The 26,983-nt window shown below is 68.4% G+C and carries 24 protein-coding genes; 8 read left to right on the top strand and 16 right to left on the bottom strand.

The genetic code is table 11. From position 1 onward, the window contains the following. Positions 1-60: 60 nt before the first annotated feature. From NMB40_RS18650 to NMB40_RS18640, 3 genes are all read right to left on the bottom strand, one after another. Positions 61-882: a S1 family peptidase gene (locus tag NMB40_RS18650; protein WP_494359402.1), complete on the bottom strand. Its 822-nt coding sequence runs from the start codon at positions 880-882 to the stop codon at positions 61-63. A gap of 205 nt (positions 883-1,087) precedes the next feature. Further along, on the bottom strand, positions 1,088-1,807 hold the full coding sequence (pyrF, locus tag NMB40_RS18645) for an orotidine-5'-phosphate decarboxylase (protein WP_282245780.1): 720 nt from the start codon (positions 1,805-1,807) through the stop codon (positions 1,088-1,090). Further along, the gene (locus NMB40_RS18640; RefSeq protein ID WP_184126310.1) at positions 1,804-2,727 is read right to left on the bottom strand and encodes a 5'-nucleotidase, lipoprotein e(P4) family; all 924 of its coding nucleotides are present in this window, start codon (positions 2,725-2,727) and stop codon (positions 1,804-1,806) included. The genes pyrF and NMB40_RS18640 overlap by 4 nt, the downstream gene beginning before the upstream one ends. Positions 2,728-2,836: 109 nt before the next feature. Here NMB40_RS18640 and NMB40_RS18635 point away from each other — a divergent pair, with 109 nt between their 5' ends. Beyond that, entirely contained in the window at positions 2,837-3,496 is a 660-nt protein-coding gene (locus NMB40_RS18635; RefSeq protein ID WP_494359401.1) for a YceH family protein, read from the top strand. Positions 3,497-3,535: 39 nt separating this feature from the next. On the opposite strand, the gene NMB40_RS18630 is transcribed toward NMB40_RS18635, so the two are convergent. Beyond that, complete coding sequence (locus tag NMB40_RS18630) at positions 3,536-4,078, bottom strand: GNAT family N-acetyltransferase (RefSeq protein ID WP_494359400.1); 543 nt, start codon at positions 4,076-4,078, stop codon at positions 3,536-3,538. 47 nt (positions 4,079-4,125) lie between these two features. Beyond that, positions 4,126-6,102 carry a UvrD-helicase domain-containing protein gene (locus NMB40_RS18625; protein ID WP_494359399.1) on the bottom strand — a complete coding sequence of 659 codons (1,977 nt, stop codon included), beginning with the start codon at positions 6,100-6,102 and terminating at the stop codon, positions 4,126-4,128. Positions 6,103-6,209: 107 nt separating this feature from the next. Between NMB40_RS18625 and NMB40_RS18620 the strand changes: the two genes are divergently transcribed. Both NMB40_RS18620 and NMB40_RS18615 read left to right on the top strand, forming a co-directional pair. Continuing rightward, positions 6,210-6,959: a sel1 repeat family protein gene (locus NMB40_RS18620; RefSeq protein WP_494359398.1), complete on the top strand. Its 750-nt coding sequence runs from the start codon at positions 6,210-6,212 to the stop codon at positions 6,957-6,959. Positions 6,960-6,980: 21 nt separating this feature from the next. Then, complete coding sequence (locus NMB40_RS18615; RefSeq protein ID WP_448141567.1) at positions 6,981-7,601, top strand: thymidine kinase; 621 nt, start codon at positions 6,981-6,983, stop codon at positions 7,599-7,601. On the opposite strand, the gene NMB40_RS18610 is transcribed toward NMB40_RS18615, so the two are convergent. The 6 genes from NMB40_RS18610 to NMB40_RS18585 form a co-directional block, all read right to left on the bottom strand. Further along, positions 7,602-9,203: an OpgD/OpgG family glucan biosynthesis protein gene (locus NMB40_RS18610; RefSeq protein WP_494361102.1), complete on the bottom strand. Its 1,602-nt coding sequence runs from the start codon at positions 9,201-9,203 to the stop codon at positions 7,602-7,604. Positions 9,204-9,252: 49 nt separating this feature from the next. After that, entirely contained in the window at positions 9,253-12,126 is a 2,874-nt protein-coding gene (locus NMB40_RS18605; protein WP_494359397.1) for a protein kinase domain-containing protein, read from the bottom strand. A gap of 27 nt (positions 12,127-12,153) precedes the next feature. Next, positions 12,154-12,720 (bottom strand): ECF-type sigma factor, encoded by a 567-nt coding sequence (locus NMB40_RS18600; RefSeq protein WP_145480584.1) that lies wholly within the window; start codon positions 12,718-12,720, stop codon positions 12,154-12,156. A gap of 65 nt (positions 12,721-12,785) precedes the next feature. Then, entirely contained in the window at positions 12,786-13,598 is an 813-nt protein-coding gene (gene mutM, locus NMB40_RS18595) for a bifunctional DNA-formamidopyrimidine glycosylase/DNA-(apurinic or apyrimidinic site) lyase (RefSeq protein WP_494359396.1), read from the bottom strand. A gap of 5 nt (positions 13,599-13,603) precedes the next feature. Next, on the bottom strand, positions 13,604-13,933 hold the full coding sequence (locus NMB40_RS18590; RefSeq protein ID WP_494359395.1) for an EF-hand domain-containing protein: 330 nt from the start codon (positions 13,931-13,933) through the stop codon (positions 13,604-13,606). Between the two features lie 3 nt (positions 13,934-13,936). Then, positions 13,937-15,139 carry a DesA family fatty acid desaturase gene (locus tag NMB40_RS18585; RefSeq protein ID WP_282245802.1) on the bottom strand — a complete coding sequence of 401 codons (1,203 nt, stop codon included), beginning with the start codon at positions 15,137-15,139 and terminating at the stop codon, positions 13,937-13,939. Positions 15,140-15,288: 149 nt separating this feature from the next. Here NMB40_RS18585 and NMB40_RS18580 point away from each other — a divergent pair, with 149 nt between their 5' ends. Further along, positions 15,289-16,119, top strand: coding sequence for an ABC transporter ATP-binding protein (locus tag NMB40_RS18580; RefSeq protein ID WP_494359394.1), 831 nt, complete (start codon positions 15,289-15,291; stop codon positions 16,117-16,119). A gap of 34 nt (positions 16,120-16,153) precedes the next feature. Here NMB40_RS18580 and NMB40_RS18575 read toward each other — a convergent pair whose 3' ends face one another. Next, positions 16,154-17,362 carry a DUF4785 domain-containing protein gene (locus tag NMB40_RS18575; protein WP_494359393.1) on the bottom strand — a complete coding sequence of 403 codons (1,209 nt, stop codon included), beginning with the start codon at positions 17,360-17,362 and terminating at the stop codon, positions 16,154-16,156. A 10-nt stretch (positions 17,363-17,372) separates the two neighbouring features. Then, positions 17,373-18,254 (bottom strand): lipase family protein, encoded by an 882-nt coding sequence (locus tag NMB40_RS18570; protein ID WP_282245808.1) that lies wholly within the window; start codon positions 18,252-18,254, stop codon positions 17,373-17,375. 243 nt (positions 18,255-18,497) lie between these two features. Between NMB40_RS18570 and NMB40_RS18565 the strand changes: the two genes are divergently transcribed. Continuing rightward, positions 18,498-19,343, top strand: a complete 846-nt coding sequence (locus NMB40_RS18565; RefSeq protein WP_494359392.1) for an acid phosphatase — start codon at positions 18,498-18,500, stop codon at positions 19,341-19,343. A gap of 82 nt (positions 19,344-19,425) precedes the next feature. Here the strand turns inward: NMB40_RS18565 and NMB40_RS18560 are convergent, their stop codons facing one another. Further along, positions 19,426-21,693 carry a TonB-dependent receptor gene (locus NMB40_RS18560; protein WP_494359391.1) on the bottom strand — a complete coding sequence of 756 codons (2,268 nt, stop codon included), beginning with the start codon at positions 21,691-21,693 and terminating at the stop codon, positions 19,426-19,428. A gap of 241 nt (positions 21,694-21,934) precedes the next feature. Here NMB40_RS18560 and NMB40_RS18555 point away from each other — a divergent pair, with 241 nt between their 5' ends. Beyond that, positions 21,935-22,960, top strand: coding sequence for a TIGR00266 family protein (locus NMB40_RS18555; RefSeq protein WP_448141559.1), 1,026 nt, complete (start codon positions 21,935-21,937; stop codon positions 22,958-22,960). Positions 22,961-23,190: 230 nt separating this feature from the next. Further along, positions 23,191-24,186 (top strand): patatin-like phospholipase family protein, encoded by a 996-nt coding sequence (locus NMB40_RS18550; protein ID WP_494359390.1) that lies wholly within the window; start codon positions 23,191-23,193, stop codon positions 24,184-24,186. A 27-nt stretch (positions 24,187-24,213) separates the two neighbouring features. Here NMB40_RS18550 and NMB40_RS18545 read toward each other — a convergent pair whose 3' ends face one another. Continuing rightward, positions 24,214-24,696 (bottom strand): Lrp/AsnC family transcriptional regulator, encoded by a 483-nt coding sequence (locus tag NMB40_RS18545; protein WP_068848115.1) that lies wholly within the window; start codon positions 24,694-24,696, stop codon positions 24,214-24,216. Positions 24,697-24,823: 127 nt separating this feature from the next. On the opposite strand from NMB40_RS18545, the gene phhA reads away from it, so the two are divergent. Further along, positions 24,824-25,720, top strand: a complete 897-nt coding sequence (gene phhA / locus NMB40_RS18540) for a phenylalanine 4-monooxygenase (RefSeq protein ID WP_494359389.1) — start codon at positions 24,824-24,826, stop codon at positions 25,718-25,720. 29 nt (positions 25,721-25,749) lie between these two features. On the opposite strand, the gene NMB40_RS18535 is transcribed toward phhA, so the two are convergent. Then, positions 25,750-26,952, bottom strand: a complete 1,203-nt coding sequence (locus NMB40_RS18535; RefSeq protein WP_494359388.1) for a Fic family protein — start codon at positions 26,950-26,952, stop codon at positions 25,750-25,752. Positions 26,953-26,983: the final 31 nt, after the last annotated feature.

Genomic DNA, 26,983 nt, shown 5'->3' with positions numbered 1-26,983 from the left:
GCAACCCATCCTGCCCGCCGGGCCGGCAGGATGGGCGCAACCCACTGTTTCTACTGGATATCAGTCACGCATCCAGGTGGCCTGGATGAAGTCACGCACATAGCCCTGCGACAACCGCGCATACACCCCGGGGCGATCCGGCAGCGCACAGCCCTCGCCCCAGCTGACCGTGCCCAGCACCGTCCAGGCCCCCTTGCGGCGGACCATCAACGGCCCGCCGGAGTCGCCGCTGCAGCTGTCGATGCCCTCGGCGCCGGCGCAGATCACCGCGCCGGCCTGCAGGTCCGGGTAGGCCTGCTGGCACGCGGCGAAGGTCACGAACGGGGTCTGCACCGTCTGCAGGGTGGTCGGCAGCTGCTCCTCCCCGGGGAAGTCGGTCACGCCCCAGCCGATCACCGTGAAGGCGCGCCCGGGCTTCAGGTAGGCGCTGTCCCGGCCCAGCAGCAGCTCGGCCGGCTCGGCCTTGGGCACCGCCCGTTTGAGCTGGATCAGCGCCACGTCGTTGAGCAGGTTGCCTTCGTCGTAGGCCGGGTGCACGTGGATCGCCTTGACGTTGGAGGCGCGGCGGCGCGGCGTGGTCTTCAGCGTGGTCTGGCCGACCACGACCGCCAGCTGCGCCGGCAGCAGCCCGTCGACACAGTGGGCGGCGGTGAGCACCCAGGAGGGCGAGATCAGGGTGGCACCGCAGCCGTGCCGGGCGTGGTCCGAATCGCCGCGGCCCAGCCGCTGCAGGCTGGCCATGAACGGGTACTGGCCGGGTTCGGCGTCGACCCCGCCGATGATGTGGGGCAGGTTGTCCGGCCCGGACTGGGCCAGCGCGGGAACGGAAACAGCAGCGAGGATCAGGCCGGACATCCAGGCCGGCCGGGAACAGGTACGCATGCAGCAACTCCTTTGCGGAAAAGTGGAAACGACGGGCACAGCGCCGGGGCGTGTGCCAGGTCGATTCGACGGCAAAGAAGACGGGGCAACTGCGTGGCCGGTCGCGTTTCAGCGGGGCCAACGATTGATGGATCCATTTCTGCGAACAGGCGCTACCTGGTACCGGGATGCAGTTCCATCCCGGTGCGTGGAACCCTTACATCACTCAGCGCCGGGCGCTGCGGATCTCGTCCTGGATCGCCAGCGCGGCCGCGCGCGGGTCGGCCGCCAGCCGGATCGGGCGACCGACCACGATGGCGTCGGCGCCGTCGGCGAAGGCCTGCGCCACGCCCACGGTGCGCTTCTGGTCATCGCCGACCGGGCCGCCGGGGCGGATGCCCGGGCACACGATCGAGAACCCGGCGCCGGTGGCGGCGCGGATCGGGCCGGCTTCCTGGCCCGAGGCGATCACCCCGTCGATGCCGGCGGCCTGGGCGGCCAGCGCGCGCTCGACCACCACGTCCACCGGCTCTCGGTCGATGCCCATGCCCCGCAGGTCATCGCGCCCCATCGAGGTCAGCACGGTCACCGCCAGCAGGCGCATGTCGCTGCTGTTGGCGGCCGCGCAGGCCTCCATCATGGCCGGGTGCCAACCGTGGATGGTGGCGTAGCTCACCGGCCACTGCGACAGCCGGCGGATCACCGCCGCGGCGGTGGCCGGGATGTCGAAGAATTTCAGGTCCACGAACACGCGCTTGTCGCGCGCAGCCAGCGCATCGAGCACCTCGAAGTACTCGCCCGACGCCAGCAGCTCCATGCCGATCTTGTAGAACGACACCGCATCGCCCAGCCGGTCCACCCAGGCCAGCGCGTCCTCGCGGCCCGGCACGTCGAGCGCGAAGATCAGCCGTTCGTCATCGCGCAGCGGCAGCGGGGCGCGGCTCACGGCGCGTAATCCAGCGCGGCGCGCTTGGCGTCGTGGCGGGCCTGGCGCGACTGGCTGTAGTCGTTGTTGAACTGGGCCGGCTCGAAGCCGCCGTAGGTCGGGTTGGGCAGCATCCACCAGCGCTCGCCGAACCAGTCGTGGTACTGCTGCAGCAGCGCGTCACGGCCGTCGTTGGTGTTGGCAGTGACTTCCACGAAGTCGCCCAGCTGGTCGCCGAACTGCATCAGCACGCGGTAGTTCTGCCCGGCCAGGCGGCGGCGGCAGTTCTTCTCGCTGCCGGCCTGCTCGCAGTCCTTCACCACCGTGCCCAGGCCCAGGAACACGCTGTCATCGGCCACCGGCAGGCCTTCGGCACGCAGGTTGGCCAGGGTGGCCTCCTTCAGGTGCACGGCGCGGTTGGAGATGTACAGCAGGGTCACGCCCTTGGCGTTGGCGGCCTTGGCGAAATCGACCACGCCCGGAATGGCCTTGGCCTTCTTTTCGGCCACCCACTGGTCCCAGCTCAGTTCGTCGTACTCGCCGCCATCGCGGACCAGGCGGGCCTGGTAGGGCGAGTTGTCCAGCACGGTTTCGTCCACGTCCAGCACCACGGCCGGCTTCAGGCCCTTGGCGGCGTTGCCGCGCTCTTCGGGCACCAGCGCATCCCAGTTGGCTTCCTTCAGCGCCTTGTCCAGGTGGTCGGCGGCGGCGCGGTAGGTCTGCTCGGTGATCGCCCGGTATTCCTGCGAACGCTGCATCCACAGCACGGCATTGAGGTTGTCGTTGGCGGCCACGGCGGCATCGCCCTTCGCGGCAGGCGCGGCAGCGGCGGCAGCAGGGGCCGGGGCAGCGGCTTCGGCGGGGGTTTCGGTGCGCTTGCACGCACCCAGCGCCATCACGGCACAGGCAAGCACGGACAGGGAAACAGCGGTACGACGCATGGGAATCACCAGTACTGAGTGGCGCCAGTTTACCGGCTTGGCCGCTGCGGTTCATGCCGTCCGCGGGGCTCGGCTATGCTGCACGCCCCAGAAACACTCGGAGCGCGAGATGACCGACGACACCCAGACCCCTGCCCTGCCCGTGCTCAACGCGGCCCAGGCCCGCGCCCTGGGCTGCCTGATCGAGAAGGAAGCGACCACCCCGGACGCCTACCCGCTCACGGTCAATGCCACCCAGGTGGCCGCCAACCAGAAGACCGCGCGCGAGCCGGTGCTGCAGCTGTCGGCCGGCGATGTGCACCATGCCCTGCGCCAGCTGGAAACCCTGGGCCTGGCCCGCCAGCAGTTCTCCTCGCGTGCCGAGCGCTACGAGCACCGCGCCGGCAGCGCGCTGGACCTGACCCGCCAGCAGCTCGCCATCCTGGGCCTGCTGCTGCTGCGCGGCCCGCAGACCGTGAACGAGCTGCTCACCCGCAGCGAGCGCCTGTTCCAGTTCCAGGATGCCGACGAGCTGCGCCACCACGTCGAGCGCATGATCCAGCGCGGCCTGGCGGTGTTGCTGCCGCGCGCCGGCGGCCAGCGCGAAGACCGGTACATGCACCTGCTGGCCGGCCCGGTGGATGTGCAGGCGTTGGCGGAGCAGTACAAGGCCGCGCCCTCGGCCGGCGGCAGCAATGCCGGTCTGGAAGCGCGCGTGCAGGAGCTGGAGACGACGGTGGCCGCGTTGCAGGAACAACTGGCGGAACTGCGCGCTCAGCTGGGCGGGTGACGCAGCCACGCAGGGCGTGGCTCTACGCACGTCAGGTGGTCATGCCCCGGTTACGGCTGGGGCGCCGGGCGTGGCGAACAGCAGCAGCACTTCTTCATCGCGTGGCGCCGGCAGGCGCACATCGCCGCGGTCTTCCATGCCCAGCTTGCGCAGCAGCGCGGCCGAACGCAGGTTCTCGGGGGCAACGATGCCGTACAGGTCCGGGTAGCCGAGCACGTCGCGCGCGTAATGCATCACCCCGCGCGCGGCCTCGAACGCGTAGCCGTGGCCCTCGTACTGCGCCCGCAGCGCGTAGCCCACATCCGGCGCGGGCAGGCCATCGCGGCGCACCAGCCCGGCGTTGCCCAGCCACGCGCCGTCGCTGCGGCGGATGATGGCGTACATGCCGAACCCGTTGAGCGTGTAACTGCCCAGCACGCGTTCGGCGGTGTAATCGCGCGCCTGCGCCAGCGTGCGCACGCCGCGGTCGGCGATGTGGCGGATGAAACCGGGTTCGTTGAGCAGGGCCAGCATGTCGGCCGCGTCATGGTCGGGATCGATCAGGCGCAGGTGCAGGCGGTCGGTCTGGATCAGGGCGGACATGCGGCTTCCGGTCACAGGGCAATGACCGGATTGTGCGGCCGATCGCCTCAATCAAACAACGCTTCGATCGCCGCCAGCCCCGCGCTGGCGCGTTCCTTCTTGCGCGCTGCATCGGCCACCGGGTCGGCGCCGTCGCGCTGCATTTCCTCGGCCGGGATCTCGTCGAAGAAGCGGCTGGGCTTGAGCCGCACATGCTCGCCGAACTTGCGGGTGAGCTTGCTGTGGCTCATCCACAGCTGCACCTTGGCCCGGGTGATCCCCACGTACAGCAGCCGGCGCTCTTCCTGCAGGTTGCCTTCGTCCAGGCTCACCTGGTGCGGCAGCACGCCATCCTCGCAGCCGACGATGAACACATAGGGGAACTCCAGGCCCTTGGACGCGTGCAGGGTCATCATGCGCACCTGGTTGCCGCCGTCGTCCTTGTCGTTGCGCGACAGCAGCGCCAGCTGCGCGGCCAGGTCGGCGGTGGTGGCACCACGCGGACCGCCCTCGAACCACTGTGCCAGCTCTTCGAGGTTGCCGATGCGGCGCTGGTACACCGACTCTTCCTTGCAGGCGCCGCGCAGTTCGGATACCAGCCCGGAGTCCTTGACCAGCTTGCGCACCAGGTCGCCCGAGCTGAGCTTGGGCATTTCCGCGCGCAGGTCGCGCAGGATGTCGGTGAAGCGGCTCAGGCCGTTGGCCGCACGCGGCGGCAGCTGCGCCAGCGCGCCGATCGCCTCGGCCGCATGCGCCATCGGCAGCTCCTTGTCCGAGGCCAGCTCGGCCAGCTTGGCCAGCGTGCCGGCGCCCACTTCGCGCTTTGGCGCCTGCACCGCGCGCATGAACGCCGTATCGTCATCGGGGTTCACCAGCAGGCGCAGCCACGACAGCGTGTCCTTCACTTCCTGGCGTTCCAGGAACGCGGTGCCGCCGGTGATGTGGTACGGCGCGCGCACCAGCTGCAGCGCTTTTTCCAGCGGCCGCGACTGGAAGTTGCCGCGGAACAGGATGCAGAAATCGCTCCACGGAATCTTCTTGGAGGTGGCCAGGTAGGAGATCTCGGCCGCGACCTTCTCCGCCTCGTGTTCGCTGTTGCGGCATTCCCACACGCGGATGCGTTCGCCGTCGGCCTGGTCGCTCCACAGCTTCTTCAGGTGTTCGTGCGGGTTGTTGGCGATCAGCGCGTTGGCCGCGCGCAGCACGCGGTTGGAGCAGCGGTAGTTCTGCTCCAGCTTGATGATTTCCAGCGCCGGGTAATCGCGCGCCATCTGCTGGAGGTTTTCCGGGTTGGCACCGCGCCAGGCGTAGATGGACTGGTCATCGTCGCCCACGCAGGTGAAGTTGCCGGCGGTGCCGGCCAGCTGCTTGAGCAGCCGGTACTGCGCATCGTTGGTGTCCTGGCATTCGTCGACCAGCAGGTAGCCGATGCGTTCGCGCCAGGCCAGCGCGATCTCCGGGTTTTCTTCCAGCACCTGCACCGGCAGCCGGATCAGGTCGTCGAAATCCACCGCGTTGAACGCGGTCAGGCGCAGCTGGTAGCGCTCGTAGACGCTGGCCGCTTCCTTCTCGCGGTTGCTGCGCGCTTCGGCCATCGCCTGTTCGGGCGACAGGCCGGCGTTCTTCGCACGCGAGATCAGGTTCTTCACGTCCTCGATGTCGTCCGGCTTGGCGCCGTACATCAGGTCTTTCACCTGCGAGGTGGAATCGTCGGCGTCGAAGATCGAGAAGCCGCGCTTGAGGCCCACCGCGGCATGCTCGATCTGCAGGAACTTCAGGCCCAGCGCGTGGAAGGTGCAGATGGTGACGTCTTCGGCGTCGCCGCCGTGCAGGCGCTTGGCCACGCGCTCACGCATTTCCTTGGCGGATTTGTTGGTGAAGGTGATCGCCGCGATGCGCTTGGCCGGGTAACGGCGGGTGCTGATCAGCTGGGCGATCTTTTCCACGATCACCCGCGTCTTGCCGCTGCCCGCACCGGCCAGTACCAGCAGGGGACCTTCGCAGTGCAGCACTGCCGCGCTCTGGGGGGGGTTGAGACCGTGCATGCCTTCTCCGTGGGTGCCGCATTGTAACGGGCAGCAGCCCACCGGACCTGGCTTGACCTGCGCCGGGCGGTGGGATATCCAGAGAGCGATCGGAACGGAGCAGTCACATGAATGGATTCATGCATTGGATGGCCGGCAGCGCGGTCGGGGCGGCGCTCTGGCTGGCCACCGGGGTGGCTGGCGCAAGCGCCCCTGCCTGCGCGCGACAGGCCCCCCGGACCATTCCCGCCTCGCTGATGACCGATGGCTTCCTGGATGGCCATCCGGATCTGCGCTGGCGCCGTTTTGCGCTGAAGGAGATCGACAAGGGCAACCTGCCACGCGCGTTGTCGCGGTTCCGCAAGGCCGCCGAGTACGCCGACAAGTACTCGCAGCTGCGGGTGGCGATCATGTACCGCGAGGGCAATGGCGTGGCGGCCGACCCGGAGCTGGCCTATGCATGGATGGACCTGGCCGCCGAGCGCGGCTATCACGACTTCGTGCGCCTGCGCGACGCCTGGTGGGCCGAGCTGGACGCGGGGCAGCGCGAGCGGGCACTGCAGCGCCGGCAGGACGTGTTCGCCCAGTACGGCGACGAGGTCGCCAAGCCGCGGCTGGAAAGCGCCATGCGCGGAAGGCTGTCCAAGATCACCGGCAGCCGGGTCGGGCACGTGCACAGCGGCCTGCAGGTGGAACAGCGCACCGGCGCCACGGCGGGCGAAGTCCAGTCCGGCGCGGACTACTACGACCCGGAGTACTGGAAGCCCGAGCTGTACTGGTGCCTGCACGATACCTACTGGATGGCCCCGCTGCGCCAGCAGCAGGTCGACGTGGGGCTGCCGGAAACCGTCCATGGCGGCGAGGGCGACGGGAAGTAGCGCGCCGTCTAGAATTGGCCGATGGCCAAGCTCTATTTCTATTATTCGGCGATGAACGCCGGCAAGACCACCACGCTGCTGCAGTCGGCGCACAACTACCGCGAGCGCGGCATGCGCGTGGCCATCCTCACCCCGCGCCTGGACGACCGCGCCGGGCGCGGCGTGGTGGCGTCGCGGATCGGCCTGAAGGCCGACGGCATCGCCTTCGACCGGGATACCGACCTGGAACAGCTGATCCGCGCCGACATCGCCGGCCATGGGCCGTTGGGCTGCGTGCTGGTGGACGAGGCCCAGTTCCTGAGCCGCAGCCAGGTCTGGCAGCTGAGCGAAGTGGTCGACCAGCTGCGCATTCCGGTGCTCTGCTACGGCCTGCGAACCGATTTCCGCGGCGAGCTGTTCGAGGGCAGCCAGTACCTGCTGGCCTGGGCCGACGAGATGCAGGAGATCAAGACCATCTGCCACAGCGGCAAGAAGGCCACCATGACCGTGCGCGTGGACGAACACGGCCACGCGGTGCAGGACGGCCCGCAGGTGGAGATCGGCGGCAACGAACGCTACGTCTCGGTCAGCCGCGCGGAGTTCAAGAAGATCACGCGCGGCGAGGGCCGGATCGAGCCGATGCAGGCCACCCTGCCGATCTGATCAATACAGCGTGCGTTCCGGCGCCCCGGGCGGCGGCGGCGAGTATTGATACAACCAGGTTTCGGTCAGCGTTTTGCCGCCGCTGCGCAGGTACAGGCGGATGTCGATCTGGTCGGTGCTGTCATCGGGCGGCACCAGGTCGAACATGGCGCGGTAGCCCTTGATCTCGCGCAGCGGGCGCGCCGAAACGATCTCGGTGCGGCCGCGGCTGGCCTGCACCACCGCTTCCACGTCGCCCTTGTCGATCAGCGCGGCCAGTTCGCCGCCCTGGAAGTCCACGGCGAAACGCCACGAGAAATACTCGCGCTTCTTGCCGATCACCCCGCCCAGGCCGGTGCGGGTGGCCACGGCCTGCGCCAGCGGCGGTCGTGCCGGCGGCTCGGCGCCCCAGTACAGGCGGTAGCCCAGCAGCATTTCCTGGCCCGGCTGCGGCTTGGCTTCGGGGTTCCAGAACGCCACGATGTTGTCGAAGGTCTCGTCCACGGTGGGAATTTCCACCAGCTGCACCGAGCCCCTTCCCCATTGCCCCTTCGGCTCCACCCACAGGCACGGCCGCTTCTCGTAGAACACGCCGTCGTCCTGGTAATGGTCGAAGCTGCGGTCGCGCTGCAGCAGGCCAAAGCCCTTCGGGTTGTTGTCCACGAACATGTTGAAGCGCAGCTGGCGCGGGTTGGACAGCGGGCGCCAGATCCATTCGCCCGCGCCGTTCCACATCGACAGGCCGTCGGTGTCGTGGATCTCCGGGCGCCAGTCCCAGGCCATGCGGCGGTCGTTCTCGCCCACCTGGTACATGCTGGTGCAGGGCGCGATGCCGAGCCGTTCGATGGTCTTGCGCGGGTACAGCGCCACGTCCACGTCCATCAGCAGCACATCGCCGTTGGTGATGGCAAAGCGGTAGGCACCGGCCACGCTGGGGGAATCCAGCAGCGCGTACACCACCAGGGTGTTGGAGTCGGCGGCCGGCTGTTCCAGGAAATAGGCGATGAAATCGGGGAATTCCTCCGGGCGGTCCATGCCGGTATCGATCGCCAGGCCGCGGGCGGACTGGCCGTACTGGCCTTCCTTGCCCACCGCGCGGAAGTAGCTGGCACCCAGGAAGGCAGCGAAATCGCGGTCGGTGTCGGCGCGGGTGTTGAGCCGGAACCCGGCAAACCCCAGGTCGGCCGGCAGGTGGCCGTTCTTCAGGCCGCTCTTGCCGTAATCGAACGCGGCCGGGTCATAGGCCAGTTCCTGCGCCTTGCCGTCGACGACGTCGAACATGCGCACCGGCGAATGGAAGTACAGGCCCAGGTGGAAGAACTTGGCCTGGAAGCGGCCGGGCTGGTCGGCCCACAGCGCGTGGTCCTGGCGGTAGCGGATCGACTGGTACTGGTCCCAGTCCAGCGCCTCCAGCGGACCCGGCAGGGTGCGCCGGTGGCTCTTGTAGGCGGCCTCGGACAGCGCACGCGCCTGGCCCTTGAGGGTGGCGAAGTCGAACGGCTGCGGCTGGCCCAGCCGGCGCAGGCCTACCTGGCTGCCCTGCGCGGCACAGGCCGGCAGCGCGGGAAAACCGATGGCGGCCAAGGCCAGGGAGGCGTTGCGGATGAAGTCGCGTCGTTGCATGCAGGCAGCGATGGGCAGGAAAGGGTCGGCCATCATAGGCACGCGAACGTTAATTCGCCGCCGTGGCGCCGGGCCTGCGTTCAGGCTGGCCGGTGCGCGCCTGCAGGGCCTTGCTGCCACAGGCCTGCAGCGCCTGCTCGATCTGCCGTGGGATGCGTCCCCCCTCGGGACGCTGCGCGCGTACTTCGGCCTGCAGCCGCACCAGCGCCTCGCGCCCACGTGCCGGCGCCTGCGCGCAGTCCAACTGGGCCAGCGCGGTCCGTGCCAGCCAGCGCAGGTGGATGCTGCGCGGATCCATCGCCTCGCCCTCGGTCAGCGGCTGCAGCGCGCGCTGGGCCTCCACCGGCTGGTCCATGCGGATCAGGTTGCGCCCCCACGCCAGCTGCACCGCCTGCAGCTGCAGCCGGGCCTCCGGCCCTCCGCGCGCGGACTGCCGCATCAATTTCGTCAAACGCTCGCCAGCCTGCCAGGGGTCGACATGCTCGCCGATGATCTCGGCCATGCGGCGGTCGCCACGCTGTACCTCCGGGTCGTCGTCGCCGCGCTGCGCGGCCTGCCACTGGCGGCCTTCGTGGAACGCGGCCAGCGCATCCTGCCAGCGGCCCACTTCGGCCAGCGCGTTGCCGTAGTCGTACAGGCCCTGCGGCAGCAGCCCGATGCAGTCCGGCTGGCGCCAGATGGCCACCGCGCGGCCGAACGCCTCCACCGCCGCCGCGGTGTCGCCGCGTTCCAGCGCCGAGCGGCCGAGCGCATGCCAGGTCTGCCCGGTGTCGCGGTGCTGCTCGCCCAGCGCCTGGCGGGTGAGCCGGTGCACCTGCTGCAGGGCGGCCTCGGCTTCGGCGAGGTCACCGCGCTGCAGCGCCAGGGTCGCGCGCAGGCGGCGGATGGTCAGCGTTTCGGGATGGTCATTGCCGTACAGGCTGACCGCGTCGGTCCATGCCGCGCGCAGGCTGCGGTCGGCACCGTCCAGGTCGCCCTGCGCGGCCATCATTTCGCCCAGGTGGCCGCGCAGCGTGACCAGCTGCGGGTGGCGGTCGGTGGTGCGGGCCTGCAGCAGCTGCAGGGCCTGCCGGTAACCGGCCAGCGCGGCCTGCGCATTGCCATCGTCATTCTCCAGCGCGGCCAGGTCGGACAGGCTTTCGGCCATGCCGGTGGCGTCGTGGGTGATGTCGCGGCGCAGTGCCAGCGCACGCTCGAACCCTTCGCGCGCCTCATCGCGGTAGCCCAGCAGCTGCTGGCAGCGGCCCAGCTGGGCATGGAACTCGGCCACCACCGACGGCAATGCCTGGCGTTGTTCGGCGGCCAGCGCCTGCATCGGCGTCATGTGCGCCACGCATTCGCGCGAGCGGCCCAGCATGCGCAGCGCGCGGCCGCGCTGGGTGACCGCTTCCAGCTGCAGCCCGGGCGGCACCTGCTTGACCTGCTCCAGCAGCGCGCGCTGCCGGTCCAGGGTTTCCAGCGCCAGCGCGTAATCGCCCATGCCGATCCGCAGGCGGCCGATCACCCCTTCCAGGTCGGCCAGCGGCAGCGGCTGGTCGGCCAGCTCCGCCTCGCCGCGCTGCTGCCCGGTGGCCAGCAGCTGGCGCACATCGAAGCTGCCGTGGCGCACGCTGGCGGCGCGGTCGAACAGGCCGATGGTGAAATCCTGCATGGCCTGCGCGCGCGCGATCTCACGCCGCGCCTGCTGCATCTGCCACACCGCCAGCGCCGCCAATATCGCCAGCGCAAGGATCGCCACCGCAGCCAGCGCCACGCCCCAGCGGTGCCGGCCCAGGTACTTGCGCAGGCGGTACAGCGAACGCTGCGGGCGCGCGTGGATGGGCCGGCCTTCCAGGAAGCGCTGCAGGTCCTGCGCCAGCGCTTCCACCGAGGCGTAGCGTTGCGCCGGTTCCTTCTGCAGTGCCTTGAGCAGGATCGTGTCCAGGTCACCGCGCAGGCGCCGGGCCAGCCGCCGCGCAGCCGGGGTGGCGGCTGCATCGGTGATATCCCCGCGCAGCAGCACGCTGGAGGCGCGTGGGGCATCCACTTCCAGGATCGAGCGTTCCCATTCGGCATCGCTGTGCCGGCGCAGGCGGTACGGCTTGCGCCCGGTGATCACCTCGAACAGCACCACGCCCAGCGAATACACGTCGGTCAACGTGGTCACCGGTTCGCCGCGGACCTGTTCGGGCGCGGCGTAGTGCAGGGTGAAGGCGCGCGCTTCGGTGGGCGGGTGCGCGGCGTTGGTGCGCGCCTGCTCATCGTCGAGCAGTTTGGCGATGCCGAAATCGAGCAGCTTCACCTCACCGTTGGCGGTGACCAGGATGTTGGAGGGCTTCAGGTCGCGGTGCACGATCAGGTTCGCGTGTGCGTGGCTGACCACCGCGCATACCTGCAGCATCAGCTGCAGGCGGCGCTCCAGCGGCAGTTCCAGGCGCTGGCAGTAATCGGTGATCGGCTCGCCTTCCACGTACGCCAGCGCCAGGTACGGCTGGCCCTGCAGGTCCACGCCTGCATCGAGCAGCTGCGCCAGGTGCGGGTGCTGCAGCCGCGCCAGGATCTCGCGTTCGCGGCTGAAGCGCTGGCGCAGGCCGGGGTCGGCGTAGCCGCTGCGCAGCAGCTTCAGCGCCACCTGGCGCTGGTACAGCCCATCGGCGCGCTCGGCCAGCCAGACTTCGCCCATGCCGCCTTCGCCCAGCTGCCGCAGCAACCGGTACGGGCCGATATGGGTACCGGCGCGGCTGTCTTCGGGTGCGGCGGTCCACAGCGGCTGGGCCAGGAATTCCTGGCTCTCCTGCTCGTGCTCCAGCAACCGCTCCAGGTCGTCGGCCAGGGTGGCATCGGCCGCACGCAGCTGCGCCAGGCGCGCGCTGCGCTGGGCGTGCGGCATTTCCAGCAACTGATCCAGCAGCGTGGACAGCTGCCGCCAGCGCACTGCGTCCATCGTCCTTTCCCCTGACTACCGCTGCGCTCAGTCCTCGCGGACCGACGCCAGCAGGAACATCCGTGCCTTCTGCCAGTCGCGCCGGATGCTGCGCTCAGAGCGCTGGCACAGGTCGGCGATTTCCTGCTCGGACAACCCCGCGAAGTAGCGCAGTTCCACGACCTTGGCCAGGTGGTTGTCCACGGCCTGCAGCCGCGCCAGCGCCACGTCCAGCGCCAGCAGGTCCTCATCCAGGCGCACGCCGCTGCTGCTGTTCTCGGGTATTTCCGCCACGCGCTTCAGATCGCCGCCGCGCTTGCGCGCCAGGCGGTTGCGCGCGTAATCCACCACCACGCTGCGCATGGCCGAGGCGGCGTAGGCAAAGAAGTGCGCGCGGTCCTCGAACCGCGCCGCGCCGCGTGCGCCCAGCAGCTTGAGGTAGGACTCATGGACCAGGGAAGTGGCATCCAGCGTGCGGCCCTGCTGCCCGGCCAGCTGGCGCCGGGCCATGCTGTGCAGTTCCTGGTAGAGCAGGGTCAGCACCCGGTCCAGCGAGGCGCGGTCGCCCGCGCGGGCCGAATCGAGCCATACGGTGATATCCGGGCTTTCGTCCATCGCACACCCCCGCCGGTGACGTTTGCCCGACTATAGCGCCGCTTCCTGCAGATGCGTAGGACAGTTCAGCGCTGGCAGTGACCGCACCAGACGCTGGCACGCTGGCCGATGGTGGCGTGGCGCAGGGCCCGGCCGCACTGCCGGCAGGGCTCGCCTTCACGCCCGTAGACCAGCAGGTCCTGCTCGAAATAGCCCGGGGCGCCGTCCGGATTGATGAAATCACGCAGGGTGGTGCCGCCGCGGGTGATGGCGTGGCCCAGGATCTGTTTCACTGCCGTGGCCAGCCGCTGGTAGCGTTCGCGCGAGATCTTCCCGGCCTCGCGCAGGGGATTGATGCCGGCCATGAACAGGCTTTCAGCGGCGTAGATGTTGCCCACCCCGACCACGATGGCCTGGTCCATCAGGAAGGTCTTCACCGAGGCGCTGCGGCCACGGCTGCGCTGGAACAGGTAGTCGCCGTCGAACGTATCGTCCAGCGGCTCCGGGCCCAGCCCGGCCAGCAGCGGGTGGGTGTCCCCGGCCGGCTGCCAGAGCAGGCTGCCGAACCGGCGCGGGTCGTTGAAGCGCAGCAGGCGGCCGTTGTCCAGGCTGATATCGACATGGTCGTGCGCGCGGACCGGGGTGTCCCCCGGTAGTACACGGAGGCTGCCGGACATGCCCAGGTGCAGTACCGCGCTGCCGATGGCGGTATCCAGCAGCAGGTATTTGGCGCGGCGGCGCACGCCTTCAATCGCCTGGCCGGGCAGCAGCGCGCTGATTTCGTCGGGAATCGGCCAACGCAGGTCCGGCCGGCGCAGGATCACGCCATGCACGCGGCGGCCTTCCAGGTGCGGGGCCAGGCCGCGGCGGGTGGTTTCTACTTCGGGAAGTTCGGGCATGGGGGTTATCGCGGTGGGGCGGACAATTCCTTCGCGCTCAGGAAGCCGTCGCCGTTGGCGTCCTGCTTGTGGAAGCGTTCGATGATCGTCTGCCGCTGTTGTTCGCGGGTGATCGGCTTGCCCTTGCCGCCGGGCAGTTCATCGGCGCTGAGCACGCCGTCGGCGTTGCGGTCCATGCGGTCGAAGGCGTACATCATCCACTGCACGTATTCCTCGACGCTGACCTTGCCGTCACCGTCGGTATCCATGCGCTGCAGGTAGCTGCCGGTATCGGTGACCTGGGCCTGCGCGGAGGCGGCAAGCAGCAGCAGGGACGCGCAGGAAAAACGCCGCACTGGTCAGTGCGCCGTCAGCGCGTAGCCTTTCAGGCGCGCGGCGTAGTTCTGCAGCGCGGCGATGCCGCTGGCCTCGGCTTCATGGCACCAGGCCTGGAGCAGCTTCAGGCGTTCGGCGGCATCGTTGCCACGGGCTTCCAGCAGGGCGGCCAGGCGCGCGCGGTGTTCAACCAGCACGCGGATGCGCGGGCGCTGTTCGACCCAGCTGCTGAGCTCGGCGCGGCAATCGGGCTTGAGCCAGCGGCCATCGTTGACCAGGCCCCGGCGCATGCGGCGCGGCAACAGCTTGCGCAGCTTGGCGCCGGCAAACGCGGCTTCTTCGCGCAGCGCCGGCACGAACACATTGCGCTGGTAATCGGTCATGGCCTGGAAGCGGTGCGAGAGCAGCGCCTTCAGGGTTTCGGCATCGGGCACGGCGATGTTCGGGCGCACGTCCATGCTGGGCGCCACGCGCAGCACCTTGGCCAGGCCCACGGCCTGCAGGCCACGGATCGCCGCCCAGCCGATATCGAACTCCCAGCGGCGCATCGAGAAGCGCGCCGAGCTGGGGAAGGCATGGTGGTTGTTGTGCAGCTCTTCGCCGCCGATCCAGAACGCCCACGGGGTGAGGTTGGTGGAGGTATCGGCCGATTCGAAGTTGCGGTAGCCCCACCAGTGGCCCAGGCCGTTGACCACGCCGGCGGCCCAGAACGGAATCCACGCCATCTGGATCGCCCACAGGGCAACGCCGGGCAGGCCGAAAAGCAGCAGGTTCACCGCGAACAGGGCCACCGGGCCCAGGTTGGCGTGCGGGGTGTACAGGTGGCGCTCGATCCAGTCTTCCGGGGCGCCACGGCCGTACTGCTCGATGTCCGCGCGCATGCCACGGGCTTCGCGGTACAGCTCCACGCCGCGCCAGAACACCGTACCGATACCCTTGGTCACCGGGCTGTGCGGGTCTTCCTCGGTTTCCACCTTGGCGTGATGCTTGCGGTGGATGGCCACCCACTCCTTGGTGATCATGGAGGTGGTGAGCCAGGTCCAGAAGCGGAAGAAGTGCGCGATGACCGGGTGGAAATCCACGCCGCGGTGCGCCTGGCTGCGATGCAGGTAGAGCGTGACGGCAAAGATGGTCAGCTGGGTGAACACCAGCAGCACCAGGCCCATGCCCCACCAGCCGAGGCCGACTACACCGCCGGTCAGGAAGTTGATGAGGGTATCGAGCATCGCAGGACTCCGGGCCGTGATGGCCAGCAGGGAAACGGGTACAGGTAGGGCCATGATGGGGCCAGACGTTGCAAACTTCATCCGTCTGATGCGATTTTTGCGCAGTCATTCAGTTGTTTTCCCCCTTCGTGAGCATTGCCCCCGCATTCATGACCGTTGCCACCCCACCGCCGGCCGTTGCCGCCGCCGCCCCCCTGATCGAACTCGACCGCGCCTGCGTCATCCGTGGGCAGGTCCGCGTGCTGCATGACCTGAGCCTGCGCATCGCCCAGGGCCAGCACACCGCGCTGCTGGGCCCCAACGGCTGCGGCAAATCCTCCTTCATCAAGCTCATCACCCGTGAGCTGTACCCGCTGGCGCATGCCGACGGCACTGTCGCGGTCCGCGTGCTGGGGCAGAACCGCTGGCAGGTGGACCGGCTGCGCTCGCAGCTGGGCATCGTCACCGGCGACCTGAGCAGCAACCTGGCCGACATGCCCGGGCTGACCGTGGAGGAAGCGGTGCTGTCGGGCTTCTTCGCCAGCTTCGTGGTGCCCGCGTTCCGCGAGGTCACCGACGACATGCGCGCTCGGGTGCGCGAGACGCTGGCGCTGACCGGCGCGCTGCCGCTGCTGCACCGGGGTTATGCCGAACTTTCCGCCGGTGAAACCCGGCGCGTGCTGATTGCCAGGGCGCTGGTGAACCGGCCGCAGGCGCTGCTGCTGGACGAGCCCTCCACCGGGCTGGACCTGGTGGCGCGCCAGCACCTGATCGCCACCATGCGCACGCTGGCCGCGCAGGGCATCACGCTGGTGCTGGTGACCCACCACATCGAAGAGGTGATTCCGGAAATCGAACGCGTGGTGCTGCTGCGTGGCGGCCGGATCGCGGCCGATGGCACGCGCGCGCATTTGCTGCGGGATGGGCCGTTGTCAGAGGTATTCGGCGGGCCGATCCAGGTAATCGAGCATGACGGTCGCCTGACCGCGTTCGCAGGGTGACAACCGGGGGCGGCGCGGCCGCCCCCGGCGTGTTTCAGAACCGCACCGCGACCGCGCGGCTTTCGATCGGGGCCATCCGGCCCTGGTCCTGCAACTGCAGGTCACGCAGTTCGAACGGGGCGCTGTAGCCACCCGGCAGCGCCACGGTATCGAAGGCCAGCAGCAGTTCGCCGGCACCGGCCGCATCGAACCACGCCGCGCTGTGCGCCTGTGCCACAGGGTGCAGCTTTCCGTCGGGCCCGGTGGCGTGCAGCGTGCCGCGTGCCTCATAACGACCCGGCGCGCCGATCTGCAGCGGCAGCCGCACCTGGCGCCGGGCGGCATCCACCTCGACCTGGCCACTGAAGCGCGCCGTCGGCCGGGCCACCGCGAACGCCACCTTGGCATCCCGCTGCACGCCCTGCGCGGTGACGAAGGCCTGCAGTTCCCACAGCCCCTGTGCCTGCCCCACATCCTCGGGAATGTTCACCTGCGCACGCAGGCCGTCCTTGCCGGCCACCAGCGGCACCGGCCAGCTGCGGCCGTCCGGTGCCACCAGCAGCGCTTCGCCGCCCGCCGGCAGCGTGCGCGCCACCGAACGCCCGGCCGCCAGCGCCGCGTTGCCGCCGTCGTGCTGCAGGCGTGCGTTCAGCACCACGCTGCCGCCGGCCAGCACCTGCCGGCGGTCGGCCTGCAGGGTCAGCGCGATCGGGCTGTTGGGCTCCAGCACCTGCACCACGTAACGGCCCTGGGCCTGCGGCGCCTGCAGGCGATAGGTCCCCACCGCGGTGCTGGCGCCGGTGCGCGCCATCGCGCTGCCCTCGCCCACGCCCATGCCGGCAGCGCGCAGCTGCTGGGCATCCACCACCTTGTCCAGCGCCATGGCACCGGAGGGGTCGCGAACCTGCAGCTGCTCCACCTCCAGCGCGCGGGCGCCCTGCACCGGGCTGACCTGGATCACCGCATCCGGCGCGGTCAGCGGCAGCGCAAGGCCGCGCTGCAGCGTGGCCGCATCCACGGTGTCCCAGTAGCTGCGGCTCAGTGCGACGAACGGGGCCGGTGCGCTCAGCGGCTGGGTCGGGGCCAATGCCCAGGCAAAGCGCACGGGGGCGCGTTCCACCGTGGCATCGGGCATCGGCGCGCGTTCCACGCGCGGGGCCACCTGGTCGGTGCCGCGCGCGGCCTGCAGCGGTTGGGCGGCGTGCAGCGGCAGCGCGAACAGCGCCGAGGCTACGGCCATGGCAAGCATCAATCGTGACGTCATGGCGTGCTCCTCAGAGGGTCAGGTCGTTGCGCAGGATCGCGCCCAGGCCGAAGCATTCGCGGCGGCTCTGGTTGTGGCTGAGCGGTTCGGCGCCGTTGGTGCGCGCCTTGTCGGTGAACAGCACGCTGCCCGCCGCCTTCTGGCTGCTGCATTCCAGGAAGCCATCGGAACAGCTGTTGAGCCAGTTCTGGGTGAGCTCCAGCCCCACGTTCTGCGCATAGCCACCGCAGTAGCTGTTGCTGTCCCACACCGCCGATTCCACATCCGAGCCCACCACCGCGCGGAACGGTCTGGGCAGCGCCGGGCGGCCGGCGGTGCCGTACAGGTTCTGCGCGTTGTAGGTGGCCATCCAGCCCACCTGCTGCATGCGCACCGCATCGTTCTGGTAACCCAGCAGCCAACCGACCGAGGCTTCGAAGGCGTTGCCGTTGAGCACCGCATCAGCCAGCGGCGTGCCGGCCGACGACGGCGCCAGCGCGGTGACCTTGCTGATGGTCTGGATGAGCTTGGGGTAGCGGCTGTCGTAGGTGGGATTGGACAGGATCCAGCGCACCACGTTGCCGCCGTTGGAATGGGTGATCACCACCAGCTTGGTGATGCCACGCGTGTTGATGAACGTGGTTAGCTGGCCAGCCAGGCAGCCGGCTGCTTCCGGCTTCCACATGTACTGCTCGAAATCGCAGTTCACCACGGTGTAATTGGCGCTGTTGGGCAGGCCTTGGCGAACGGTGTCGATGATGCCCGGCTGCCAGTAATCGGCGCGCGCATCGGTCTGCTTGCCGGTGCCGTGTACGAACGCCACGCCCACCACGTCGGCGGCGTGCGCGCTGGCACACGCCAGCATCATTCCCAGGGCCAGGCCCACGCCCTTCCCCACTGCAGTGCTTTGCATCCTGTGACTCCCTTTGCTCGGCGGGGCACGCCCCGCCCTACCGGTGATCCCCCTGATTGCCGACAGAAGCTATTCCGCATGCGAATCGGTTTCCGTGAACCAGTAGAGGGTTCCTATCATTTGAAACGACTCCCAACGCCGCGCTGCACTGCGCCATGCCGGGTCTGGCGGCATGACCAGTGGCCGCTGGCAGGCGCCCGGGAAGCTGCGATCATGCGGGCTTCACGCTTTTGAGACCTGCCGATGCACGTTGCCGCTTCCGCCCCCTTCCTGCGCCCCCTGCTGGCCACCGCCCTGATCGCGGCCCTGGCCGGCTGTACCACGGTGGCCGCGCCGACCACCCCGGTGGAAGCCTCGGTGGTCACCAAGGCGGTGGGCTACCTGGCGGCGGACGCGGTGCCGGACAGCCTGGCGCTGGTGCCGGCCCCGCCGGCGGCGGGCTCGGCCGGCTTCGCGCTGGACGAGCAGGTCAGCCGGGAGGCGCGCGCGCTGCGCGACACCCCGCGATTCGCCCAGGCCCACCGCGATGCCGAGCTGGGCTTCCCGGAAGGCGCGAACCAGTTCGCCTGCGCGATCGGGCTGGACGTGGACGCGCAGAAGACCCCCGCGCTGTACCGCCTGCTGGAGCGCAGCCGCATCGATGCCAGCGCCGCCACCCGGGCCGCCAAGCACCACTACCAGCGCGCGCGCCCGTTCAAGGTCAATGGCGAACCCACCTGCACGCCGGAGGATGAGGAGGGCCTGCGCAAGAACGGCTCCTACCCGTCCGGCCACACCTCGATCGGCTGGGCATGGGCGCTGATCCTGTCGGAGATCGTCCCCGAGCGCGCCGACGCCATCCAGGCCCGCGGCCGCAACTACGGCGAGAGCCGGCTGGTGTGCAACGTGCACTGGCAGAGCGACATCCTGGAAGGACGCTTCATGGGCGCGGCAGCCGTGGCCAGGCTGCACGACAACGCCGCCTTCAACCGCGACCTGCTGGCCGCACGCAAGGAAATCGCGGCAGCGAGAAAGACCGGCGCGAGTGTCAGCCGTAACTGCGCGGCGGAAGAGACCGTGCTGAAGATCCGACCCGCCAGCGCGCTCTGAGTTTCGCGGTACGGTTTCACCACACACAAAAACGGCGCGGATCTCTCCGCGCCGTTTTCGATTCAAGCCATCATCCGCGACATCAGAACTTCGCGGTGAACTCCACGCCAAACGTACGCGGCTCGTTGAGGAAGCCGGTCAGGTTGTTGAAGTCGATGGCACCCACCACGCGGGTCTGGTTGGTCAGGTTGCGACCGAACACGGCCACGTCGTACTGGCCGTAATCCCAGTTGTAACCCAGGCGCAGGCCGCCTTCCAGCGACGAGCGGCTGCGGAATTCCGGCGACTCGTACAGGAAGAAGTTCACCGCGCTGCGGTAGGCCCAGTCGGTGTAGACGTAGAGCTCGCTGGCATCGGTGATCGGGAAGCCAGCGCGCAGCGTCATGTTGTGGATCCACTTCGGCGCCTGCGGCAACGGGTTGCCGTTGACCAGCGCGTAGGTGCCACCGTTGATCACCGTGGTCGGGTCGGTGATGGTGCAGCCGCCACCGCAGATCGCCACCGCCAGGTCGCGGTCCTTGATCTCGGTGTCGTTGTAGCTGCTGCCCAGGGTCAGCAGCACGTGGTCGGTCAGGTAGGCTTCGAAGTCCAGCTCCGCGCCCTGGCCGATGGTCTTGTCCGCGTTGAGCAGGGTGGCGGTATTGTTGCTGCCGCCCACTGCGATCAACTGCTGGCCATCCACGTTGTAGCGGAAGATGTTGAAGCCCAGGCGCGCGCGGCGGTCGAACAGGTCGGCCTTGACGCCGATCTCATACGAAATCACCTTCTCCGAATCGGCCTGCGACACGCCACCAAAGGCCAGGCGGCCCTGGATGGACGGGGCGCGGAAGCCCTTGGCCACGCGTGCATACGCGTTGAAGTTGTCGGTGACCTGGTACACACCGCTCAGGTCCCAGCTGACATCGTCGACATCGGTGTTGGCCAGGTACGGGCCACTGACCGGGGTACCGCCCGGCACCGCCTGCAGCACGCTGGCGGTGAAGTCCTTCTTGTCCTGCGTGTAGCGCACGCCGCCGCGCAGCTTGAAATTGTCGGTGACGTCGAAATCGCCGGAGGCGAATGCCGCCCACGCCTTGTTGCGCTGGCTCTGCACGGCATGGCCGGTCTGCGGGTTGCCCGGGGTCAGCGAGTCGTAGTTGAAGCTGTCGATGGTGACGTCTTCATCGAAGTAGAACACGCCCGCCTGCCAGTCGAAGCGGCCCCATTCGTTGGATTCCACGCGGAATTCCTGGGTCCACTGGCGGTGGTGCGGCAGGCCGTCGGCCGATTCGGACGGGAACGGAATGAAGCCCGGGCCGTAGTTGCCCGCGCCCAGGAAGCTGGCGCCGTAGCCGCCGTCGATATCGCCATGGTTGAGCGATTCGGCGGTTTCATAGCCGGTGATCGAGTGCAGCGTCACGCCGCCCAGGTTCCACTGCAGGCGTGCGCTGCCGCCCCAGGTTTCCAGCTCGGAGAAGTTCTCGCCGTCGTTGGAGACCTTGTCGCGGTCGAAGTTTTCCACCAGCGCATTGCTGCCCGGCTGGATGATGTTGGCGCGGAACAGGCGCGCGGTGCCGTTGAGCTTGCGCTTGTGCAGGTTGAACAGCGCCTCGAACTCGTCGCCTTCGTACAGGAACTGCACGCGGCCCGCGGCTTCGTCGTAGCCTTCAAAGCCTTCGGCCGGTGCGTTCGGGCGGGTGTTGTCCACGTAGTTGTCGCGGCGCTGGTACAGCGCCGACACGCGCGCGGACCAGCGGTCGGTCAGCGGGCCACCGTAGGCGGCCTGGGTGTTCCAGGTGTCATAGGTGCCGTAGGAGACCTTGACGTAACCATCGGCATCCTGCGACGGACGGGCCGAATCGAACTTCACCACGCCGGCCGGCGTGTTGCGCCCGAACAGCGTGCCCTGCGGGCCGCGCAGTACTTCCACGCCGGCCAGGTCGAACAGCGGGAAGCCCTTCAGCAGCGGGCTCTCCTGCACCACATCGTCATACACCAGCGACACCGGCTGCGAGGCATTGAGATCGAAATCGGTGTTGCCCAGGCCGCGGATGTAGAAGCGCGGGAAGGCACGGCCGTAGGACGATTCGATGTTCAGGCTCGGCACGCGGGCCGACAGGAAGCGGATGTCGTCGCCGGCCGAACCGAGCACGTCGAGCTTTTCGCCCTGGATGGCCGAGATCGAGACCGGCACGTCCTTGGCGTTTTCGACGCGGCGCTGGGCCGTGACCTGCAGGGTGTCCAGTGCAACCGGATCCTTGGTGGCGGGGGCGTCCTGGGCTGCGGCCGTCAATGGCAGCAGGGCGGCAAGAGCGACAACGAGGGGATGCACGGACGGAGTACGGCCGTGGGCAGTGCGGTTCGGGAACATGGCGATTAGGCTGTGTTGGGAAGGGTGGTGGACCGGCGCTACCAGACAATTGTTGCAGTACAACAACAGCGTCGCAAATACGGATCTTTCATTACCAAGATCCGCGCCCCCAGATGTGAAGGCAACCCGCCGCCGCCGGTTGACGAATCCGGTACTGGTGGCCGGTGCCCGGCGACCCTGCCTTCTGGCAGGATGAACGCCTTCAGCCAGGCCGATGCCCGGCATCACACACAGGTGCGCGATGACCCAGTGGTACTTCCATTCCTCCGGCCAGGCCGACCGCGTTGGCCCCCTCGGCGACGACGCCGCCCGCCAGTACGCCCGCGCCAATCCGCGTGCGCTGGTGTGGTGCGAGGGCATGAGCGGCTGGATGGCCATTGCCGACGTGCCGGAACTGCAGGCCGGCGCCACCGCGCCTGTCGCTACCCCGCCGCCGATGCCGGGCGCGGGAGGCCGCAGCCAGCGTGCCGACGACATCGATTTCCGCATCGTCGGCCATGAGATGCAGTTCGTGGAAATCGAGCTGGACCCTGGCGAAAGCGCCATCGCCGAGGCCGGCGCGCTGATGTTCAAGGATGCGTCGGTGCAGATGGACACCGTGTTCGGCGATGGCTCGCACAGCGGCCAGGGCGGCGGCTTCATGGACAAGCTGATGTCGGCCGGCAAGCGCGTACTGACCGGCGAAAGCCTGTTCGCCACGCTGTACACCCATACCGGCCACGGCAAGGCCAAGGTCGCCTTCGCCGCGCCCTATCCCGGCACGGTGCTGCCGATGAAGCTGGACCAGCACGGCGGCCGCCTGATCTGCCAGAAGGACAGCTTCCTGGCCGGCGCGCGCGGCGTGCAGATCGGCGTGCATTTCCAGCAGAAGATCATGACCGGCCTGTTCGGCGGCGAGGGCTTCATCATGCAGAAGCTGGAAGGCGACGGCTGGGTCTTCGTGCATGCCGGTGGCTGCGTGGTGGAACGTGAGCTGGCGGCGGGCGAACGGCTGGACGTGGACACCGGGTGCGTGGTCGCCTTCCACGCCAGCGTGGACATGGACGTGCGCCGCGTGGCTGGCATCAAGAGCATGGTGTTCGGTGGCGAAGGCGTATTCCTGGCCACCCTGACCGGCCCGGGCAAGGTGTGGCTGCAATCGCTGCCGTTCTCGCGCCTGGCCGGCCGCATGTGGATGGCCGCACCGCAGGGCGGCGGGCAGAGCCGCGGCGAAGGCTCGGTGCTGGGTGGGCTGGGGCGGATCCTGGATGGCGACAACCGGTTCTGAGGCCCACAGCGACATTCCACGCCGGCTTCAATCATTGAGGGGTCGTTTGGCAGCCCGTAGGCTGCAGACGTTGGCCGAAAGGCATCTGGGAGGGCCCCGCAAGTGCGGGCCTTCTCTTTTGGTAGCGCCGGCCCATGGCTGGCAACCTCGCATAACCGTGCATTGCGTGGCTGCCGGCCATGGGCCGGCACTACCGGTATGCTATCGCCCATTCACATTTCGCCACGCCCATGACCGCCTTCCGCCGCACCCGTCTCACGCTGTCCGTTGCCCTGCTCGGCCTGCTGGCTGGCTGCGGCGGTGAAGCTGTTCGCCCGACCCCGCCGCCGGTAGCCGCCACGGTGGTGCCGGCCAAGCCGGTGAAGATCGGCATCGCGCTCGGCGGCGGTGCGGCCAAGGGCTTCGCGCATATCGGCGTGATCAAGATGCTGGAAGCCAATGGCTTCGAGCCTGTGGTGGTGTCCGGCACCAGCGCCGGCAGCGTGGTCGGCGCGCTGTATGCCAGTGGCATGGATGCGTTCGAGATGCAGTCCAAGGCCGTGGCCCTGGATGAAGCCAGCATCCGCGACGTGCGCCTGTTCTCCGGCGGCTTGGTGCAGGGCCAGAAGCTGCAGGATTACGTCAATGCGCAGGTCAACAACAAGCCCGCCGAAAAGCTGAAGAAGCCGTTCGCCGCTGTGGCAACCAACCTGGATACCGGCGACCGCGCGGTATTCGTGCGTGGCAACGTCGGCCAAGCCGTGCGTGCCTCCAGCAGCATCCCGGGCGTGTTCGAACCGGTGAAGATCGGCAGCAACCTGTTCGTCGACGGTGGCGTGGTCAGCCCGGTGCCGGTGGATGCCGCGCGCCAGCTGGGCGCGGACTTCGTCATCGCCGTGGATATTTCCAGCAAGGCCAGCGGTAAATCGCCGACCGGCATGCTGGGCATCGTCAACCAGTCCATCTCGATCATGGGCCAGCGCCTGGGCGAGCAGGAGCTGGCGCGCGCGGACATCATCATCCGCCCCAAGGTGCTGGACATCGGCGCGGCCGATTTCAGCCAGCGCGGCTACGCCATCCTGGAAGGCGAAAAGGCCGCCATGGCCGCGATGCCGCAGATCCGCGCCAAGATCCAGCAGCTGCAGAAGGCCCGCGCCGCGGCACTGGCCCCGCCACCGCCGCCGCCGAAGTGCGACGAGCCCTCGCGCGTGGGAAAACTGATGGGCCGAAAAGAGAAGTGCGCGTAGAGCCACGCCCTGCGTGGCTGCCGTCGCCTATTCGAGTTGCGACAATGGCAACGCCCTGAAGTCCTTCACCGTGCGCAGCACGAAACTGGAATTCACGTCGGCCACGCCGGCGGCATTGAGCAGCTTGTCCAGCAGGAAGCTGGAGAAATGCTCCAGGTCGCGCACGTAGATGTGCAGCAGGTAATCCATGTCGCCGGTCAGCGCATGGCAGGCCACCACTTCATCCCAGTCCACCACGCTGTCGGCGAACACGCCGATGGCGTGCTGGTCGTGCTTTTCCAGCTGCACGCGCACGAAGGCCTGCAGCCCCAGCCCGATCCGGCGCGGTTCCAGCCGCGCGCCGTAACCAGCGATGACACCCTCGCTCTCCAGCCGCTGTACCCGCCGCAGGCAGGCTGACGGGGACAGGTTCACCCGCGCCGCCAGTTCGGCGTTGGTGGCGCGACCATGTTGCTGGATCTCCGCCAGAAGACGCAGATCCGTGCGGTCGAACTGGGCATCTCCGGACATTGCTGCTCCGCAACATTGATTGGACGCAACGATATTGCGCCAGATCGGCAGATCCGTGCAACTTTGCAATCCTCTTGCGCGCGCCCTGCCCTAGCATCAAGGGGTCACTTCCCAGGAGCCCACCTCGATGGAAACCGCCACCGCCCCCCGCCGCGTCGAACACCAGCAGACCGACAAGGGCTACGTGCCGGTGTACACCACCGCCGTGGTGGAACAGCCGTGGGAAAGCTACACCGCCGACGACCACGCCACCTGGAGCACCCTGTACCAGCGCCAGCGTGAGCTGCTGGTGGGCCGCGCCAGCAAGGAGTTCCTGCAGGCGCAGGACGAGATGGGCATGAACGCGCACATGATTCCGCGCTTCGACCAGCTCAACGAAGTGCTGGGCGCCGCCACCGGCTGGACCCTGGTCGGCGTGGAAGGCCTGCTGCCGGAACTGGATTTCTTCGACCACCTGGCCAACCGCCGTTTCCCGGTCACCTGGTGGATCCGGCGCCCGGACCAGATCGACTACATCGCCGAACCGGACATGTTCCATGACCTGTTCGGGCACGTGCCGCTGCTGATGAACCCGGTGTTCGCCGATTACATGGCCGCCTACGGCCGCGGCGGGGTCAAGGCGCACGCGATCGGCCCCGAAGCGCTGCAGCACCTCACCCGCCTGTACTGGTACACGGTGGAATTCGGCCTGATCAACACGCCCGAAGGGCTGCGCATCTACGGCGCGGGCATCGTTTCGTCCAAGGGTGAATCCCTGTACTCGCTCGAATCGGCCGCGCCGAACCGGATCGGGTTCGAGCTGGAGCGCATCATGCGCACCCGCTACCGCATCGACACCTTCCAGAAAACCTACTTCGTCATCGACAGCTACGAGCAGTTGATGGAAGCGACCGCGCCGGACTTCACCCCGATCTACGCCGCGCTGGAAACGCAGGAGCACCTGCCGGCCGGCGACGTGCAGGACGGCGACCGCGTGTTCCAGAAGGGCACCGGCGAAGGCTGGGCGGAAGGCGGCGACGTTTGACCGTAGCGCCGGGCCCTGCCCGGCTGCTTTCAGCGAGGTCGCTGGGCCACGCGCAACGGTGGCTGGTTGAGTCGCCTGAGCACGGCGTGGGCGTGGTAAGTCCTGCCCCACTTCTTCTCGCTGCCCTTCGACAGGATGCCGGCTTCCTCCAGCGCATAGATGCCGGTAAGCGCTGACCGGTCAGACACCTCCAGCAGCGAAGCAACCTGTGACGCCGTGACCACCGGATGGCCCACCAGCAGCGCCGGAAGTCGACGCGCAACGGAATCACCGCGATAGCGGCTTACCTTCTCCGACCACTCCGCTACGAGCGATTGCATGTCCTCGGCTATGGCGATCGCATCGTTGGCCGACTCCACCACGGCCCTGGAGACCATGTCCATCCACGGTACCCAGTTGCCTTTGATCTGCACCTGGTTGAGCGCGTCGTAGTAGCTGTCCTTGCTGCGGAGTAATGCGCCGGACAGGTATAGCGGTGGATACCCTTCTCCCGCCAGTATCAGCGGCATCAGCAGCCGACCGGTGCGTCCATTGCCATCCTGGTAAGGGTGGATGGTTTCGAACTGAGCGTGCGCGATGGCGAGCTGGGCAAGGATGTTCAGTTCGAACTGTTCGTCTTCCGCCGCCTGGTACTGCAGCATCTGGCGTTCCAGTTCCTGCATCGCCTCGCCGATCCGATCCGGCGGCGAAGGAACGAAGCGTGCGTCTTCAGGACGTCCTCCCAATGGTCCGATGACGGCCTGTTCCTGCCGATAACTGCCCTTTGGAAAGTCCTCCGGTGTGTCCTGCATGAGCACTGCGTGCAGGTGGTTGACCAGCGCAAGGCCGATGGCGGATCTACCCCGCTCCCTCACCGCTTCCAGGCCGCCCTGCAACGCCTGCACGTAGCGCTTGGTGACCAACACGTCGGCGGGCAGGCCGTCGAGGCCAAGGGTAGCTTCGTACACCAGCAGCTGGTCCAGGTCGGTCTGGGTCCCTTCGATCTGGGAGCTCTGCACGGCTTCGCGTCGCGCCAGGGTACGGGTGACCAGGTCAGGGGTCGGCCATTGCCGCATGGCCTGTTCCAGCCGCGCCAGGCCCGCGTTGGCGTCGACGAACAGCTGGCGGTTGCCCGACTGCCCTGGAGGCAGCCTGCGCGGGGTGGGCGGGGCTGTCATGGCCACCAGATTCGGCCGGCCTTCGACGGGCACCAGGTACTGGCGCAGCGGGGCCGCTATGTCTTCCCGTCGCATGGAACCCTCCGAGGCCTAAACTTCAAAAGCA

This window comes from Stenotrophomonas sp. FBCC-B152 (genome assembly GCF_059134105.1).
The sequence above is the reverse complement of the archived record's forward strand: the minus strand, read 5'-3'. Positions and strand labels throughout refer to the sequence as shown.